General features: G+C 39.5%; 16 protein-coding genes and 1 riboswitch. Of the genes, 8 read left to right on the top strand and 8 right to left on the bottom strand.

Features of this window, described 5'->3' with window-relative positions; translation table 11 throughout:
- The first annotated feature begins 409 nt into the window (after positions 1 to 409).
- Positions 410 to 1,564, top strand: coding sequence for an Rpn family recombination-promoting nuclease/putative transposase (locus tag BN1068_RS20195; protein ID WP_175637210.1), 1,155 nt, complete (start codon positions 410 to 412; stop codon positions 1,562 to 1,564).
- 75 nt (positions 1,565 to 1,639) lie between these two features.
- Here the strand turns inward: BN1068_RS20195 and BN1068_RS20190 are convergent, their stop codons facing one another.
- The 7 genes from BN1068_RS20190 to BN1068_RS20160 all read right to left on the bottom strand — a co-directional run bounded on the left by BN1068_RS20190 (position 1,640) and on the right by BN1068_RS20160 (position 8,561).
- Positions 1,640 to 2,299 carry a DUF6320 domain-containing protein gene (locus BN1068_RS20190; protein WP_077604624.1) on the bottom strand — a complete coding sequence of 220 codons (660 nt, stop codon included), beginning with the start codon at positions 2,297 to 2,299 and terminating at the stop codon, positions 1,640 to 1,642.
- A gap of 5 nt (positions 2,300 to 2,304) precedes the next feature.
- The gene (locus BN1068_RS20185; protein WP_084788518.1) at positions 2,305 to 3,561 is read right to left on the bottom strand and encodes a phthiocerol/phthiodiolone dimycocerosyl transferase family protein; all 1,257 of its coding nucleotides are present in this window, start codon (positions 3,559 to 3,561) and stop codon (positions 2,305 to 2,307) included.
- Positions 3,562 to 3,817: 256 nt separating this feature from the next.
- Entirely contained in the window at positions 3,818 to 4,033 is a 216-nt protein-coding gene (locus tag BN1068_RS20180; protein ID WP_077604622.1) for a hypothetical protein, read from the bottom strand.
- 70 nt (positions 4,034 to 4,103) lie between these two features.
- Positions 4,104 to 5,252, bottom strand: coding sequence for an alpha-hydroxy-acid oxidizing protein (locus BN1068_RS20175; RefSeq protein ID WP_077604621.1), 1,149 nt, complete (start codon positions 5,250 to 5,252; stop codon positions 4,104 to 4,106).
- A gap of 15 nt (positions 5,253 to 5,267) precedes the next feature.
- Positions 5,268 to 5,930: a methionine ABC transporter permease gene (locus BN1068_RS20170; protein ID WP_077604620.1), complete on the bottom strand. Its 663-nt coding sequence runs from the start codon at positions 5,928 to 5,930 to the stop codon at positions 5,268 to 5,270.
- Position 5,931: 1 nt separating this feature from the next.
- The gene (locus tag BN1068_RS20165; protein ID WP_077604619.1) at positions 5,932 to 6,951 is read right to left on the bottom strand and encodes a methionine ABC transporter ATP-binding protein; all 1,020 of its coding nucleotides are present in this window, start codon (positions 6,949 to 6,951) and stop codon (positions 5,932 to 5,934) included.
- A 121-nt stretch (positions 6,952 to 7,072) separates the two neighbouring features.
- A riboswitch (SAM riboswitch) is annotated at positions 7,073 to 7,168 on the bottom strand.
- 223 nt (positions 7,169 to 7,391) lie between these two features.
- A complete protein-coding gene (locus BN1068_RS20160; RefSeq protein ID WP_175637209.1) occupies positions 7,392 to 8,561 on the bottom strand; it encodes a pyridoxal phosphate-dependent aminotransferase in 1,170 nt (389 codons plus the stop codon).
- A gap of 304 nt (positions 8,562 to 8,865) precedes the next feature.
- On the opposite strand from BN1068_RS20160, the gene brnQ reads away from it, so the two are divergent.
- On the top strand, positions 8,866 to 10,203 hold the full coding sequence (brnQ, locus tag BN1068_RS20155; protein ID WP_077604617.1) for a branched-chain amino acid transport system II carrier protein: 1,338 nt from the start codon (positions 8,866 to 8,868) through the stop codon (positions 10,201 to 10,203).
- 169 nt (positions 10,204 to 10,372) lie between these two features.
- Here brnQ and BN1068_RS20150 read toward each other — a convergent pair whose 3' ends face one another.
- The gene (locus BN1068_RS20150) at positions 10,373 to 10,957 is read right to left on the bottom strand and encodes a TetR/AcrR family transcriptional regulator (protein ID WP_077604616.1); all 585 of its coding nucleotides are present in this window, start codon (positions 10,955 to 10,957) and stop codon (positions 10,373 to 10,375) included.
- A 147-nt stretch (positions 10,958 to 11,104) separates the two neighbouring features.
- Here BN1068_RS20150 and BN1068_RS20145 point away from each other — a divergent pair, with 147 nt between their 5' ends.
- The 6 genes from BN1068_RS20145 to BN1068_RS20125 all read left to right on the top strand — a co-directional run bounded on the left by BN1068_RS20145 (position 11,105) and on the right by BN1068_RS20125 (position 17,775).
- On the top strand, positions 11,105 to 12,007 hold the full coding sequence (locus BN1068_RS20145; RefSeq protein ID WP_077604615.1) for an ABC transporter ATP-binding protein: 903 nt from the start codon (positions 11,105 to 11,107) through the stop codon (positions 12,005 to 12,007).
- The gene (locus tag BN1068_RS20140) at positions 12,004 to 13,596 is read left to right on the top strand and encodes an ABC transporter permease (RefSeq protein WP_077604614.1); all 1,593 of its coding nucleotides are present in this window, start codon (positions 12,004 to 12,006) and stop codon (positions 13,594 to 13,596) included. The genes BN1068_RS20145 and BN1068_RS20140 overlap by 4 nt, the downstream gene beginning before the upstream one ends.
- Positions 13,597 to 13,889: 293 nt before the next feature.
- Positions 13,890 to 15,545 (top strand): ATP-binding protein, encoded by a 1,656-nt coding sequence (locus BN1068_RS20135; protein WP_077604613.1) that lies wholly within the window; start codon positions 13,890 to 13,892, stop codon positions 15,543 to 15,545.
- The gene (locus tag BN1068_RS24385; RefSeq protein WP_368483300.1) at positions 15,538 to 15,906 is read left to right on the top strand and encodes a response regulator; all 369 of its coding nucleotides are present in this window, start codon (positions 15,538 to 15,540) and stop codon (positions 15,904 to 15,906) included. Before BN1068_RS20135 ends, BN1068_RS24385 begins: the two co-directional genes overlap by 8 nt.
- A gap of 142 nt (positions 15,907 to 16,048) precedes the next feature.
- Positions 16,049 to 16,264: a helix-turn-helix domain-containing protein gene (locus BN1068_RS24380; protein WP_368483299.1), complete on the top strand. Its 216-nt coding sequence runs from the start codon at positions 16,049 to 16,051 to the stop codon at positions 16,262 to 16,264.
- Between the two features lie 179 nt (positions 16,265 to 16,443).
- Positions 16,444 to 17,775 (top strand): CitMHS family transporter, encoded by a 1,332-nt coding sequence (locus BN1068_RS20125; protein WP_077604612.1) that lies wholly within the window; start codon positions 16,444 to 16,446, stop codon positions 17,773 to 17,775.
- Positions 17,776 to 18,033 lie beyond the last annotated feature (258 nt).

Raw genomic sequence — 18,033 nt, 5'->3', positions numbered from 1 at the left:
GATCAAATCTAGTATTGTCAGGAAGTAAAGCGTGCAAGGATTAGCTTGTAACATATTTTTGTTACATTTATCAACTTATATAGAACTAGTTTTACCTTCAGTTAAGTAAAACATACAGAAATACAGGAGGGATAATCTGTGCAAATTATTTTATAAAAATTCCTTGTTTTAAGAACATTTGTTCTGTGTAATGTTTTTAGATAATATCACCTCAGAAAACAGCCTCATTATAATAAAAGGATGTGTTATTATGCCTCAAATTTGCCTGCGTAAAGTGTATTCCTCATCAGAAAAAGCGGCTCTGCGTGTATAGGAAGATAACAAATCATACAACAAGTATCAAAAAAGAAAAGGACGAACGAAGAAAGCATTACTTCAAATACCAAATCATCAATTAATGGATTTGAAGGTGGATTATGCTTTCAAGCAATTGTTTGGAAATGAGAAAAATAAGGATATTACCGTCGTTTTTCTCAATGCAATTCTAGCGAAATCAGGAAGAAGTCCAATCCAGCATCTAATCTTTCAAAATATTGAAATTGGCGGCGAATATGAAGGTGATAAAAAATCTAGATTAGATATCTTCGTTGAGACAGAGAATAAAGAACGGGTCAACATAGAAATTCAAATCAATAATAAGTATAATATGATTAACAGAGCGCTGTATTACTGGTCGAGACTTTTTTCAGAGCAGCTAAAAGAAGGGCAAAGCTATAAAGAATTGTATCCTGTTATCAGCATTAACATTATGCATTTTAACCTGTTGCAGGATACAGATTCCTACCATAATATTTTCCGATTGCATGAGATTCACCCAAAATATCCGTTAACTGATATGATCGAATTTCATTTTGTGGAAATTCCTAAATTAATCACCGCATGGAAAAAGAATCAGCTGAATCCATGGGAAGATGTCTTAACCCGTTGGTTGCTGTTATTAGGAGTCGTCGACAGAAGAATGAATCATTTCTACGATGATATCTACCAAGAATTGGAGGAGATTGCGATGGGGGATAAATCTTTAAATATTGCAATGCGTGTCTGGGAAGATTTAAGCCGTACAAAGGAAGAGCGCCGGGAATATGAAATACGCCTGAAGCAAATTTTAGATGAACAATCCATGAATCGGGATAGAGAGTTATTGGAGCAGGAAATGCAAGAACTGAAAACTCAGAAGGATGAACTGGAGATACAAAAAGATGAGCTGGAAACCCAGAAAGATGAGCTGGAAACCCAGAAAGATGAGCTGGAAACCCAGAAAGATGAGCTGGAAACCCAGAAAGATGAGCTGGAAACCCAGAAAGATGAGCTGAAAACTCAGAAAGATGAATTGAAAGCGGAGAAAGACGAAGCGGAAATTAAAAGAACAAAGGAAGAGACAAAAAGAAGAGAAGAGGAGGGCAGAAGAATTGAAGCTGAGTCAGCATTGGAGGAGTCCACGAAACAGATGGCACTAAAAATGTTAGAACGGGAGATAGATTATATCACAATTACGCAAGTGACTGGGCTTACTCCAGAACAGTTAGAAATTATTCAGCAAGAAGCGGAGAAAAATGAAAAGTAGTCTGTAAAATCCCATGATGAAATACGAAACAATAAGACACATGCTTATCATTTAACAAAAAGCATGTGTCTTTATTTAGAAATGAAATCTCCGTACAATTTCATTCTTCATTGTTTTTTCTGAAAATAGTATCATGCCAATCAATGTCAACAGAGCATATAAAGCAGTTGCGGCACTTGGCCATAATACCGTGGACCAGGAGCTTAAAAATAGGATAACGGGCAGAAAGCCGAGAATGACCATCGTTGACATATATCCAATGTATTCCCGCCATTTCATCGGTTTCCGCAGTACAATAATTGTTACAAAAAAAGTAGCCAATGTAACAAGAAAAGGAATAACATAATGAATGGACCATTTTGAGCTTCCGGATGCTGCATCTAAAATAAACAGCATGACAGATAGTGAGATCACTTGAAGAACTACTTTTGATCCGGTATGAGCTCTGGAAAGGAAGGTGTGATTTATAGTCAGTACACCATACAGCACAGGTCCCAATACATATAAAAACCATAATCTTTCCGGGTTCGTCAGTAAATTAATCAACAAGCTTGTACTAACGCCAAAAATCGCAATAAATAAGACAAGACGCTGTGCAAAGCGGCGCCGTTTGACCTTGGTTTCATAAACAGGATAATATTCATTATCTCCTGTTTGATCGGAAAGCTTCCGTTTGCATAAAGGGCAATATTTCTGTTTTGTATAGACACTGCAATTTGTGCAATAATGCTGCATTGTTTTCACCTGCTGTCATTGGAGTATACTTCTATCTCCAAATTAAATGTCTTAGAAAGCTCTCTGAAAAAAGTACGAATAATATCTGCTTCTTTAATCATTCTCGAAAATGAAATGACAAGCTCATCTCCAACTGCAATCATCGCGCCATTAATCGGGCTTTTCTTTGTCGGGTACAAAATAATCTCCATATGAGAGATATGCGATTTCATAGCTTCTGGCAGCTGGACCTTGCCGACATTTGTCATCGTCATCGCTTTGGTGCGTTCACTAAAGCTTCTGTAACCGTAACGGATTGCATGGTATTTAATAGGAAGCGGAATAAATCTGGCAGTCAGCCTTGTTTGCCATTTTACCCGGTCATTAATACTTTGCTGCAGGCTTTCTTTCCGTACTTTTTCCCGCAGCTGCTTCGACACTTCAGAAATAATTTCTTCCAATGTTGTTTCTTCCGTAATGGCCATGCCAATATTGACAACTCCAAAAAAATTACGCAGCGTATTCGAAGGAAACAGGTTTCTTAAATTAACAGGGATGGCAATTTTTATTTCCTCCTGATAAGCGCGAAATTTCAATCTTTCTTTATAAATAGCTGCAATTAGAAGTGCTGAAATAAAAGCAGTAATGGTTGTTCCATGCTTTTTAGCAAGCTGGTGTACCTTTTCCGCACTCATTTTTCCATGGATGACAACAGTTTGATCTATTGACCCGCCGCGAATTTGGTAAGAAGATGCTTCCTTGAATTTTTCTGGTTTTGCATCTGTTACGTAATTTTGGTAACTGTCATCCCGTTCATAATAGCTGGGTTCATCATGAATATTAATCAATGTACTCTCATAGGTCACATTTTCACCCAGATGAACGAGATAATGGTAAATAAGCGCCTTAATAAATTCTAAAGCACCTGTGCCATCTGTTACAGAATGAAAAAATTCCACAGCAATCCTTTTTTTATAATAAGTAACACGCATCAGGAAGCCGTTTGTTTCTATAGGATCAATGGGTGCACATGGATACTGGCTTTCATACTGAACAAATAGCTTTTCATTATTTTCAACAAGGAAATCCCAAAATAATCCCTTGCTAAGCTTAACTGCAAACATTGGAAGACGCTTAAGAACATCATCAAGTGCATGCTGAAGCTTATCAGGCTGTACCGTTTCCTTCATTACTGCCGCGAGCCGGAAAACGGAAGAATTTGTCTGTTCAGATACAGCATGAAACATTTTCCCTGCATTATCAAGTTTGTACCATTCATCCATCTTTCGAACACCTCTTAAACGTTCTGATTTTGCTTGTACCATATCCATCTGGATAGAACCAGATTCTAATAGAAGCTTTAACTTTTACTTTAACAGATGGTGTCCTTTTTTTGTACTATAACAAATACCAAATTTAAAAAAGATTTATATTTTAAAATTGGAAGAGCCTCTTGTGTCTATCATAGGAATTATAAACTATCAATTTTTGGACAAAAAAAGAGTAACCCTACGTATTACCGCAAAGTTACTCGTTAAACTAAATAAAGAAAATGATATAAGCAGAAAATGCTCCAAACACAATAATATAAAAAAGAATTTTGGGAAACGCCGGCTTCTTATAAATATCGTACACAGCTGTTGCGACAATTATAAGCAGTGCTGTAATCATCGTGAATGTATTCAGGAAAAAGGTAATCAAAATACCTGAGATCACAAATAATATCCCTATTAATATATTTTCTTTTCTGTTCATAGGTCCCCTCCAGACTATTGCAACTTAGCTGCTTCATAAAAGAAAAGAGCTGACAGGAATCCACACTTTATTACAATGAATAATCAGAGGCTTTTAAAGTAAACTGCTTTACTTCTTCAACTGTCTTTGCTCCGGATAAAGCCATCGATACAGAAACCTCCTGTGCGAGGTTGGCAAATAGCTTTTGGACACCTGCTTCCCCCTGCAGAGCCAGTGCGTATGCATAAGGACGTCCAAGTAAAATTGCGTCGGCACCCAGTGCAATAGCTTTGATTACATCTGCTCCCCGGCGGATACCGCTGTCAAAGAGCAGAGGGAAATCCGGGCCGACAGCTTTACGGATAGCCGGCAATGCTTCCAGACTTGGAATAATCCCGTCCATTTGTCTGCCTCCATGATTGGAAACAACAATCCCGTCGATCCCGGCTTCTGCAGCCTGTATTGCATCTTCTGGATGAAGGATCCCTTTTAAAAAGATTGGCAGATTTGTATGCTGACGTAATTCTGCTATGTTGTCCCAATGAAGGTGCGGATGATGCAGATTCTCGATAATAGAATCAATTTCATCCTGGCCTTCCTTCAACCCCTTCTGAAAAGCTGGATCCTGAACATAATTGGCTTTTCCATATCCTTTTTTCAAAGGGGAATATTGATAGCGCATATCATCCTCCCGCCATCCAAGCATTACTGTATCCACAGTTACAACAATCGCTTCATATCCTGCTTTTTCTGCGCGTTTTGCCATGCTGTAGGAAATAGCAGCATTACTTGACCAATATAATTGAAACCATTTAGGTCCTTCAGGCACAGCCTCTGAGACCTCTTCGATAGACCTGGCAGTAACAGTGCTTTGGATATATGGAATATTCATAGAGGCAGCAACGTTTGCAATGGCAAAGTCGGGCTCCTCGTGGACCATTTTCAAATGGCCGATGGGAGCCACCATAAATGGAAAAGCATATTCTTTTCCTAAAATACGAATGGAGGTATCCACCTTCGATACATTGTTTAAACATCTTGGAATGATGGAATACTTCTCAAAAGCTGTTCTATTTTTTCTTAATGTTTCCTCGCCGCCGGCACCGGAGCGGATGTGGCCAAACACTTCTTCAGGTAAGGTATGCTTTGCCGCAGCTTCAAGCTGTTCAGGCCCGATGGGAAAGGAATCCTGTATGGTAATATGCTCTAAAAAAGAGCCTTTTTGTGATGATACTGGCATATTTTTACCCCCGTTTTAATCTTTTTTCATTCGCGCCGCAAGCCGGTTTCCGATAGATTGAATACCCTGGACGATAATAATTAGAAGTATAACAGTGACGTACATCACATCTGTTTCATAGCGCAGATGTCCAAATCTGTATGCAAGGTCACCTAAGCCCCCGGCACCAACCAGTCCTGCCATAGCTGTTGCTCCGATAAGGCTGATCGTTGCAATGGTTAAAGCCAGGACAATTGCCGGTCTGGCTTCACGAAGCATAACATTCCAAATAATTTGATGTGTCTTTATCCCCATTGCCCGGTATGCTTCAATAACACCCTGGTTTACCTCTAGCAGGGAAGATTCAATCAGTCTGGCAATATACGGGGCAGCATTAACTACGAGCGGTACAATAGCCCCTTCGACACCAATAGAAGTTCCTACTATAAATTTGGTGAATGGAAGCATAAAAAATAAAAGAATAATAAACGGAATGGAACGAATGACGTTTATTAGTAAATTAAAAAACTGATAAACAAATTTATTTTGCAAAGGTTGTCCAGGACGCGTCAAGATTAAAATGATGGCTAAAATGATACCTATAAGTACTGAGAAAGCAAGAGAAATAGCAACCATGAGAAAAGTATCTTTTATTGCTTCGTAAAATATTGGCAGCCATTGATCAATAAAGGATTGCATATTAGTTTACCCCCAATTCTTCTATTTCTACGCCTTGTTCCTGCAAGAAAGAGAGTGATTGTTCTACCTGCTGATCATTGCCGATTAAATGAACAACGAGATTACCGACGATGCCGTTTTTTAATTCGATTATATTTGCTGTGAGGATATTCGGTTCTACATAAAATTGCTGTGTAACCTTAGATAGCAGCGGTTGCCCTGTATTTTCCCCTAAAAAGGTCAGACGAACGACCCTTCCTTCCAATTTCAATTCATCAACCAGACGGTCAGATAACTTCCGCTGTGAAATCGTATTGAGGAATTTTTTTGTGGTCGGCTGCTGCGGCTTTGTAAATAATTCAATCGTAGAGCCTTGCTCAATAAGATTTCCATTTTCGATGACATATACATAATCACATATTTTTTGAATAACATTCATTTCATGTGTGATTAATAGAATCGTAATCCCGAGCTCTGCATTAATTTTTAATAATAATTCAAGAATGGAATTAGTTGTTTCGGGATCTAATGCGCTGGTTGCTTCATCACTCAGGAGCACCTGTGGTTCCTGAGAAAGTGCTCTTGCAATAGCTACACGCTGCTTTTGACCGCCGGAAAGCTGAGCAGGGTAAGAATCTTTTTTCTCAACTAAATCAACAATTTCCAGGTATTTAACAACCCGTTCAGCAATTTTTGATTTCGGCACACCGAGTAATTTTAAAGGGATAGCAATATTGTCATAGACGGTAGCTGTTTTTAATAAATTAAAATGCTGAAAAATCATGCCGACTTTCTGTCTTGTCTGCCGGAGCTTTTCCTTCGATAATTTTGTTAAATCAATTCCGTCAATCCATACCTTCCCCTTGGATGGTGTTTCCAGTAAATTGACACAACGAATTAATGTACTTTTTCCTGCACCGCTATAACCGATAACGCCATGGATTTCTCCTTTATTGACAGAAATCGTCACATTGTCTAATGCAGTAACATCTTTTCCTTTTTTGGACGGGAAAACTTTCGTGACATTTTCTAACTTGATCATTGATGTTCTTCCTGCCTTTCTATTTTTAAGCGGCGGATGCGCTTTTAATCAATACTTGTACAATTCATAAAAAGAGCCTCTCTGGCGAAAGAGAGGCTCGAAAACATAGATTTATTTTCTGCTCTCATCTTTCAAGACGGATGTCTTGCTGGAATTAGCACCTTTTTAAGGTTGCCGAGCTTCAACGGGCCAGTCCCTCAGCTACTCTGGATAAGAGATATAACACTTATAGAGGATGTTCAAAAAGTCCAATAAAGATGACACTGCGAATTTCTACGTTGACGAGCTTTTTCCGATACTCACGTATTATAATGCATACGCTCCGTTCGTAAAAAGCTAGTCGCCTTGAACTTCTTGGTCCTATTTATCGGCCTTTTTGAACACGCACTTATTGAATTGTATTATTTAAAAATATCTTATTTTACAGGTTTCGTCAATGCTTATTTTTGAAATAAGTTCAATTTTTCAATACGTCGGATTGCTTCACGTATGCGCTCGTCTTCCACCAGCAAGCCGACACGTATATAGCCTTCTCCGGTTCTTCCGAAACCATTTCCGGCAGCAACAGCTACATCTGCTTCCTTTAATAAATAATCCGCAAATTCTTCACTTGTAAATGCTGCCGGGACCGGGAGCCAGGCAAAGAAGGAGCCTTTTGGTGCAGTTACCTCCCAGCCGATACGTCTGCATTCCTCCATTAAAACATTTCTGCGCTGTTCATAAAGTGTTACAAGAGAGGTGACGCAGCTTTGGTCACCCGATAATGCTTCGGCAGCAGCTTTTTGAATAGCAAGAAAAAGGCTGACAAATAAATGATCCTGCAGAATATTGATCGCTTCAATCATATCTTTATTTCCAGCAGCAAATCCGACGCGCCAGCCTGCCATATTATAGGTTTTGGAGAGCGTATATAGCTCAACACCGATATCCTTCGCTCCTTCTATTTGCAGGAAGCTTACCGGCTGGTGTCCGTCAAAGCCGATTGCGCCATATGCAAAATCATGAACAATGCCGATATCATTTTCTTCAGCTAATGCAACAGTATCTTCAAAAAATTCCTTTGTTGCAACTGCTCCGGTCGGGTTATTCGGATAGTTGAGATATAATAGCTTGGCAAGTTTCTTCTGTTCATCTGTTAATGCTGTATAATCCGGTAAAAAATCATTTTCTTCTAGTAATGGAAACGTGTCATAAGTAACATCTGCTAATGGAACACTGGACAGATAATCCGGGTATCCAGGATCGGGTAAGAGCATTAATTCTCCCTTGTCCATTAGAGCTAAGGGCAGTTCTATCAAGCCGATTTTACTGCCAAATAAAATAGCAATTTCTGTAGCAGGATCTAAATCGACACCATACTCTCTTTTGTAAAACTGTGCAGCAGCCTGCTTTAATTCATCTGTGCCGCGGAAAGGAGAATATTTATGTGTAACTGGATTTTCAGCACTTTCCTGAAGGGCACGAATAATGTGCGGGGGTGTCGGCTGATCCGGATTTCCTTGCCCCAGGTTAATAATATCTCTTCCTTCTGCTATTGCAGCAGCTACTTTACCGGCAAGTGATGCAAAGAACTGGGATGGAAGTTGTTCTACACGTTGGGATAATTTCATTATTTATCTACCTCTTTACATTATGATTTGTAAATGTTTTCTCAGTCTATTTGGCAGAGGAGACCTCCTGCCTGAATGAATTTTCATTTTATAATTATATATAATAGTATAAGTTCGAAGAGAGATTGTCTATCAAAAAAGATAAGATGTTAGCGTCTGTTTATGGAATATTTTTCTAATTGTGTTATTCACCTGCTTTCCATTGCATTTCAAATTTTAAAGTAGTAACATAGAAATCGTGTCAAATTATGTTAAATAATTAGATAATTCCAAGAACTATAGGTTTGGAAGTAGGAGGAATAAAATGAATACCAAACTGCGTATAGGCAATTATTTAGCGATTGCATTTATGTTATTTGCTTTATTTTTTGGAGCGGGGAACCTGATTTTTCCGGCTCAGCTGGGGCAGTTATCAGGAGATAATATTACTCCGGCTACGATTGGCTTTTTAATAACTGGAGTAGGGTTGCCTTTTCTCGGTATTATGGCAATGGGCTTCTCTGGAAAAAATAATCTGCAGGAGCTTGCGAGCCGTGTTCATCCTGTTTATGGTCTAGCATTTACTGCGTTACTTTACTTAACCATTGGACCGTTCTTTGCGGCCCCAAGAACAGGAACTGTTGCTTATGAAGTTGGTATTGCTCCATATGTAAGTGAAGGAGCACAATCAACAGTTCTTTTAATTTTTACAGGAGCTTTTTTCTTAATTGCTCTGCTTTTCTCATTATTCCCATCTAAAATTGTTGATAATATTGGGAAATTTTTGGCGCCGGCGCTGGTGGTTCTGCTGCTTATTTTATTGACAGTCGCCTTTTTTAATCCGATGGGAGCTATTCAATCTCCGGATGAAACGTATCAATCGTCAGCCTTTTTTCTCGGCTTTTTAGAAGGTTACAATACGATGGATGCCTTGGCTGCACTCGTATTTGGTATTATTATTATTAATGTTATCAAAGGTTTTGGTATTACCGATAATAATCAAATTCTTTCTGCTGTTACTAAAATTGGTTTAACGTCAACAGCGCTGCTGGTTATTATTTATGTGGGAATCTCTTACCTGGGTGCAACAAGTGTGACAGAGTTAGGGGTATTTGAAAACGGGGGACCTGTGTTAAGTGGTGCGGCTGCCTATTATTTCGGTACACTGGGGACGATTTTGCTGGCTGCTATTATTATATTAGCTTGTCTGACCACTGCTATTGGTCTGATTACAGCCAACGCAGAGTATTTCCATACATTAATTCCTGCGATTGCTTATAAAGTATGGGTATTTTTCTTTGCAATTTTAACCTTTGTAATAGCTAACTTTGGTTTAGAAAATATTATTGCTTTTTCTACACCGGTACTTATGTTCTTATACCCGCTGGCAATGGTATTAGTTTTATTGACGTTTGTGTCACCATTTTTCAATCATTCACGTCTTGTTTACATTCCGACCATTGCGGTCACATTCCTTTTTAGTATCATAGACGGTCTTGTAGCACTTTATCAGTCATTAAAAATTGCAGTGCCTGCATGGCTGGATACGCTTATTGAGGCACTGGGTGATGTTCTGCCGCTTTATGCAGAAGGCTTAGGCTGGCTCTTGCCGGCAGTTGTTGTAGCAGTCATCATGATGATTGTCTCAAAAGTGAAGAAATAAAATGAATAAAAAACCTGGCTGATAGATGAACTATTTTCTTCAGTCAGGTTTTTTCATTTATAACATGTAACAAATTTGAACATCTCCTAAAGGCTTACATCCCGGCAGATAAGGAAGTCTAAAAAAGAGTCCAGGAATTTGAGACTTTCTTAAACATACACCAAGCTTTTTAACCACTTTTCCCCGCAATGCCATAGAAAAACAACTTCATTAATTCTTCAGTCAGCGGAACAAGCTGCTCGATAGCATTTTCTTTCTGTAAATAATCGGTAAACATCTGTAAATAAACAAAGATGGCTGTATCACTAATAGAAGAATCAATGAACCCCTCATCTCTGCCTTGCTGAACAAGCTGCATCATTGCCGGCAGTGCTTTTTCCTGATAGAGGCGTTCAATAAAATTTCCGGGTATTTTAAACTGATCCATCATATAGTCGGAAAACTCATCATGTAAATCGTGTACAGCTTGTGATTCAGAAAATATAAATCGTTTCATCTTCTCTTCATATGACAAGGGCTGATCAATCAGTTTACGGTATTCTTCCCACATTTGACTGACAATATAAACAAGTGCTTCGTACAATAACTTTTCTTTGCTTTCAAAGTAATTGTAAATGGTTACCTGTGACACGTTTGCTTCTTTAGCTATTCGTGAGATGGAAACCTTTTTGATGCCTTCTTTTTGAAATAGTACAGCGCTTGTTTTTAAAATCATTTGTTTTTTGATAGATGTCCTGCGTTCAAAACCATCCATAGCTTGCCACCTCCATCCTTATCATATCATATTTAAAAATGAAATATAAACGTAAAAATATTTCAAAACTCATTGACGAAGGATTGTTTTAGTTATATTATGAAATGTATAAGGTTAAATATTTCAAAACTTTCGAGGAGGATTTTTATGACTGTGCTGCAGCTGGATCGCATATCGAAAAGGTTTGGTAATTTTCAAGCGCTGAATCAAGTATCAATGGAATTAAAAGAAGGAGAAATTTATGGATTTATTGGGCCGAATGGAGCGGGGAAATCAACAACGATACGTATTTTATTAGGAATGCTGAAGGCAACGGAGGGACGTGCGGTATTATTTGGCAAGGACGCATGGAAGGATGCTGCGGAAATTCATAAACGCTGTGCTTATGTACCGGGGGATGTATATGTATGGCCTAACTTAACAGGCGGCGAAGTGATTGATGTTTTATTGAAAATGAACGGGAGCTATTCAAAGAAGAAGCGCGATGAATGGGTGGAACGATTTCAGTTTGATCCAACCAAGAAAGCAAGGTCTTATTCAAAGGGGAACCGGCAAAAGATTGCTTTAATAGCCGCTTTTGCTTCAGAAGCCGATTTATTTATTCTGGATGAGCCGACCTCGGGACTTGACCCATTGATGGAACATATTTTTCAGCAGGGTGTCAGAGGAGTGAAGGAAGCAGGGAAGACGGTTCTTTTATCCAGTCATATTTTATCGGAAGTGGAGAAGCTTTGTGATCGTGTTGCGATTATCCGCAGAGGTGAAATCATTGAAAGAGGGACATTGGATGATTTGCGTCATTTAACCAGGATGCAGATACAGGCGGAAACCAGAGAAGTCCCTGAAGGTTTAGCAAAGCTGTCCGGCGTGCATCAGCTGGAAGAGACAGGAAAGCAATTTTCCTTTCAGGCAGATACAGACCATATGGAGGGGATTATCAACTATTTAAACAAATATGGTGTGCGGAAAATAGAGAGTACCCCGCCAATGCTTGAGGATTTATTTATGCGTCATTATGAAGGGAAAAGTGTCGAGGAGAATGTACAATGAGAAAGCATATTAAAGGAACGGGGATTCTTTTTCCTATTTTATTGCGGCAGCACAGACTGCGTCTGCTGCTGTGGCTGGCAGGGCTTGTCCTGGTGACTTGCTCTGTAGCCTACGCTTATCCAGACATGTATCCAGATCAGGCATCCAGAGAAGCGTACGCTATGACGATGGAAAACCCGGCCATGATTGCGATGCTTGGAATAGGGTATGATCATTATCAAAAAATTGGGAGCATGTTTGCGCTGGAGATGCTGCTGTTTTCTGCGATTGCTGTAGCAATCATGAATATATTGCTTATGTCAAAGCTAACAAGAGATGATGAAGAAAATGGTATTTTAGAACTTGTCCAGTCTAGATCCGTTGGACGTTTAAGCTATTTGGCGGCTTCCTTTATGGTGATGCTGTTGGTAAATATCCTGCTTATCATTTTGCTTACAGCAGCAATGACAGCCATGCAAATAGATGGTTTTGATTTTTCGGGGATTGTTCTTTACAGCAGTCTTCTGGGCTGCTTTGGGTTTCTGGCTGGTACATTGACAGCGTTCTTTGCCCATTTTGTTACCTCTTCAAGAGGAGCTGGTATTTTGAGTTTCGGGGCATTATTTTTCTTCTATATTTTACGGGCTGTGGGGGACGTAGAAGCGGCATTTTTATCCTGGATCAGCCCGCTTGGATGGTTATCCAGAGCTTATGTTTTTGTGGAAAATAGCTGGACTCCGGCAGGATTATTACTTGTAAGCGGTATTGGGTTTGGAATCATTGCATTTATTATGCAGGCAAAGCGTGATATAGGTGACGGATTACTGCCTGAGAGAGCTGGATCGGTCTATGCTTCTGCCTTTTTAAAAACAAAGGCGGGGCTGGTTATCCGTTTGCAAAAAACAATGATTTTAATGTGGGTTCTTGGCATTTTACTGCTTCATATTGTTTTTGCGCTTATATTAGGAGATTTAGAAACTTTCTTTTTAGAAAATGAAGCGATGCAAGCCTTTTTAACGGGCGAGGGGAATGTGATGGAGCAATTTATTGTTTTACTGATGGCTATAATGGCATTATTTATTACTGCACCGGTGATTATCAGTTTCCTGAGGCTCCGCGGGGAAGAGAAAGCAAATCGGACAGAGCTTTTATTCAGCAGGGCAGTATCGCGGATGCAGCTGCTGAGGGCTTATCTCGTTCCATCTATTATCATTGCTGTTCTGTTGCCGATATTGCAGGCGCTTGTATTATGGAGTGTCGGAGCAGCTGTCAGTGAGGATATGATGACACTTACAGATGTACTGGGAGCTTCCGTCGTATATATTCCAGCAATTCTGCTTGTGTTAGGCTTTACTGTTTTATTAATCGGCTGGATTCCCAAGGCAACTTCACTTGTGTGGCTCTTCCTCGTTTACGGGTTTGTCGTCATCTATTTAGGAGATATTTTAGAACTTCCGAATTGGCTGCGAAATCTATCGGTCTATGAACATGTTCCGGTTTATCCGAGTGAAGAGCTATCTTATGCTGCAATACTGATTCTTTGCGGAATAAGTGTATTATTAGTATTAATTGGCGCACTGGGATATAAGCGGCGTGATATAGAAGGATAGCAGATGAAGAAAAGTATCGTGAGTGTAGAATTATAAAAATAGTATTCAAACTTCTGTTTGGGCAGAGGGACAGTATATCATTATAATTTAATTGAAAGTAATCTCTTTGACTTGTTTGTCTTAAGAGGTTACTTTTTTATTTTCATAATAATACGAAAGAGTGACACACGTATCTCTTTCCCTTTATAATAGAATCGAAGAAAAGATTAAAAAACTTGAGACAGAGAGATTTGATTAAAGCTGCCGATACATAATCTTTCTTGCAAGTTTTACATAACGAGGAGATCAACAATATGTTTCATTTGCATAAGGCAAACGGAAAGGGAAATTTAGAGCCGAAAGCAGCGTTGAGTTTAAAAAGCAAGATGATTCTCCTGATCAGCTTGCTGATATTGGGTATTTTTATTCTATTTACCTGGTTTCTCCACTCATTTATTTCCGACACCATTGAAGACCAGGTTGGGAAACGTGCACTAAGCGTAGCTAAAAGTGTTGCCAATATGCCGGAAATAAGGTCAGCTTTCGAGTTAAATGATCCAGCTTCGGTCATTCAGGAAATTGTTGCTCCGATTCAGGAAGAAACGGATGCTGAATTTATTGTGGTTGGAAACAAGGAAGGGGTCCGCTATTCTCATCCAAACCCGGAAAGGATTGGAGAAAAAATGGTAGGCGGAGACAACACCCGCGCTTTACAAAATGGAGAAGCTTATGTATCTCAGAGTAAGGGGTCACTTGGTTTGTCCATTCGTGGAAAGGTACCGGTAAGAGATGAAGCAGGGAATATTCTCGGTGTCGTGTCCGTAGGCTTTCTAAGTGAGGATGTCCAAAGCATTATAGCAAATCAGAGTAAGTCCCTATGGCTCACCATGTTAGGAATTGTTGTATTAGGGGTTGCTGGTGCCATTTTTATTGCGTACCATATAAAAAGGTTATTGTTCAATATGGAACCCAAGGATATTTCTTATTTACTATTGCAAAAAGAAGCGATATTGCAGTCCACACATGAAGGAATGATAGCGGTTGATCATCATGGAATGATAATTATGATGAACAAAGCTGCCAAACAGGTCTTGTTTCGTGAGGATGAGCAGTTTGACCAATTTTTAGGGAAATCGATTAATCGGCTGATTCCTCATGCAGGTTTGTCTGAAGTTTTGAAAAGTGGAAAGAGCCAGTACGACAAGGAAATGATATTCGGAGAATCGATTGTTATTGTAAATCAAGTGCCTGTTTATATGGAAGGGAAAGTAGCTGGGGCAGTATCTACTTTCCGGAAAAAAACAGAAATAGAGCATGTGACCCGGGAACTTCAACAAATTAAACAGTATTCAAATGCCCAACGTGCTCAAACACATGAATTTGCCAATAGTTTATATACCATTCTCGGCTTGCTTCAGTTAGGAGAACACGAAGAAGCCATCGATTTTATTAAAAAGAAAAGAAATATCCAAGAGAATCAATCACAAATCTTAACACAGCACGCGGCTGATCCCGTTGTGCAAGGGCTATTGCAAGGGAAAATCAATCAGGCGAATGAGCTTGGGGTTACTATCTCGATTCACCCGGACAGTCAGCTTAACCATACTTACCATGGAAACAAGCAGGAGGCATTAATTACTGGTGTTGGAAATATGCTCGAGAATGCGTTAGAGGCCGTGAAAAGTAATCAGGAGGGTGAGCGGCAAATTAGTCTCTTTTTCACTGACATTGGAGACGATATCGTAGTAGAGGTGGATGATTCTGGACATGGTATATCAGAAGAAGCAGCAGCTCATATCTTTGAACAGGGATACTCCACAAAAGGAGAGGAAAACCGCGGGATAGGGCTGGCATTGACACGGCATATCGTCCACAAGCAAGGCGGTCAAATTATGCTGGAAGAAGGAGAAATGGGCGGTGCCTGTTTTGTAATGATTATACCGAAGAATGGGGGGGATTCGGATGAGTGATAGCATACAGGCTCTTATTATCGAAGACGATTTTCGGATTGCTGACATAAATCGGAGATATGTAGAGAAGGTAGAAGGGTATATGGTTCAGGAAGTAGTAAAAACTGGAGAAGAGGCACTTGCGTATCTTGAAAATTGCTCTTCTCTTCCACAGCTGATTCTGCTTGATATTTACATCCCTGATGTACAAGGTTTGGACCTGCTTTGGCAGCTGCGACGTCTCTATCATGAAATCGATTTGATTCCTGTTACTGCTGCTAACGAGACAGAAACCATTGAAGAAGCATTAAGGGGAGGTGCTTTTGATTATATCGTAAAACCGGTCGATGCGGATCGTTTTGCGCATTCCCTAGCGGTATAAGGAATATCGGAAATTTCTTTCTGTTAAAGAGTCGTTAGAACAAAATGAAATTGATGCCTTAATAGGTGTTACAGACGTCAGTTATCTATCTTACTCCAGTAGTACAAATACGAATTTACCTAAAGGGATTGATCCAATTACCTTGAAAGATATCAAACAGCTTTTAGGAGCAGATAAAGGGAAAGGGATCACTGCTGTGGAATTGAGTAAGAAAATCGGAACGAGCAGATCTACGGCGCGCCGCTACCTGGAATACCTTGTTTCTGCGAAAGAGGTTCATACGACATTAAAATACGGAACCGTCGGCAGGCCGGAGCGAAAGTACATGCATCGTGAAACTTATGAACAAAATGATTAATATAAGAAATAAACAACTTATGAGAAGAAGGTTCCGCCTTCTTTTTTTTCATGCTATTTTATTTATTAGCCGAAAAAAGCTTCTTTTTTTTTGAATGGATTGTTAACGCTTTCAGTAAGGGCAGAACAAGCTGGCAATCAAGGGGGATAATAAATAGTATGAAATAAGGGGAGATAGGGATGTTAAGTTTAATAGGATTTCTAACTATACTGACAATTGTCGTTTTATTGATTAGAGGAAAAGTTCAACCAATTATTGCGATGGTATTAATACCTATTTTGGGTGCTTTTATTGCAGGTTTTGGTTTAGGAGAAATTGGAGATTTTTTTAATAAAGGAATTACTACTGTCATCGACGTTGCTGTTATGTTCATTTTTGCGATTCTTTTCTTCGGCGTGATGTCAGATGCCGGACTATTTGATCCATTAATTAATAAAATGGTTGCATTTTCTCGCGGGAATGTTATTGCTGTAAGTGTAGCTACGGTTTTTATTGCAGCTGTTGCACAGTTGGATGGTTCTGGAGCGTCGACATTTCTCATTACGATTCCGGCATTGCTTCCGCTGTATAAACGATTGAACATGAACCCATATTTGCTGCTTCTTTTGATTGCAGGGAGTGCAGCTATCATGAACATGGTTCCGTGGGGAGGACCTTTAGGACGATCTGCTTCTGTTTTAGGTATGAATATTACGGAATTATGGTATCCTCTCATACCAGTCCAAATCATTGGAATGGTATTAATGATTGGTATAGCAATATTTCTTGGATTTAGGGAAAAACAAAAAATTGAACGGCGCTTTGGGAAAATGGAGGCTGCTGCTGCACTGGAGAATACTGCAGAAAATATTGACAGCACGGAGAGCGAGAAAAGCTCCTCCAATAAAAATCCGAACGCGCGTCCGAAATTGCTTTGGATAAATACGATTATTGCATTAGGTGTTATTGCACTGTTAGTTACCGGGATTATCCCGGCTGGACTTGCATTTATGATTGGACTTGGTTTTGCATTACCAATCAATTATCCAAAAATGAATGATCAAACGGAGAGAATTAAAGCACATGCTTCAAGTGCTTTAACGATGGCGACGATTATTTTGGCTGCTGGAACATTTCTGGGGGTTTTAACAGGGACAGGAATGATGGATGCAATAGCGGAAGATGGTGTGTCCATCATGCCTGAAGCCGTCGGACCATATTTACATCTGATTATCGGCTTCTTAGGAGTACCTCTTGACTTGCTCACGAGTACAGATGCGTATTATTTCGGAATACTTCCAGTCGTGGAACAAATTGCGTCAGGTTTTGGTGTAGAGTCCGTATCTACAGTATATGCGATGGTTATTGGAAACATTGTAGGGACATTTGTTAGCCCGCTTGCACCAGCAGTTTGGCTGGCGCTTGGTTTATCAGGGTTAGAAATGGGGCGTCATATCAAATATTCGCTTCCCTGGTTGTGGGGATTAAGTATTGTGTTAGTAATTATTGCAGCGCTTATTGGGGTTATTTAAGAGACTTCCTTTCGACACTGGGGATTGCCCGGTTCTCTGTCAATATGTATAAAAAGAAACAATCGCCTACTGGGAGCGGTTTTTTCTTTTTATACAGGTAAGTAAGCATACGTATTCCAGATAAAATTGTTGAGCAGATATCATTTTAGGCTGTTGTAATTTCTGAATCATTGGTTTGGGCATGCGAAAAGGGAAAAGTTAAAACAAGCAGACGATGAATCAATTCTTGTACCATTTTCTTGCATATACTGTCAAAAT

The sequence above is a fragment of the Oceanobacillus sojae genome (assembly GCF_900162665.1).
In the GTDB taxonomy this organism is placed as follows: Bacteria; Bacillota; Bacilli; order Bacillales; family Amphibacillaceae; genus Oceanobacillus; species Oceanobacillus sojae_A.
Note: the sequence above shows the minus strand (reverse complement) of the source record. Positions and strands in the feature narration are given on the sequence as shown.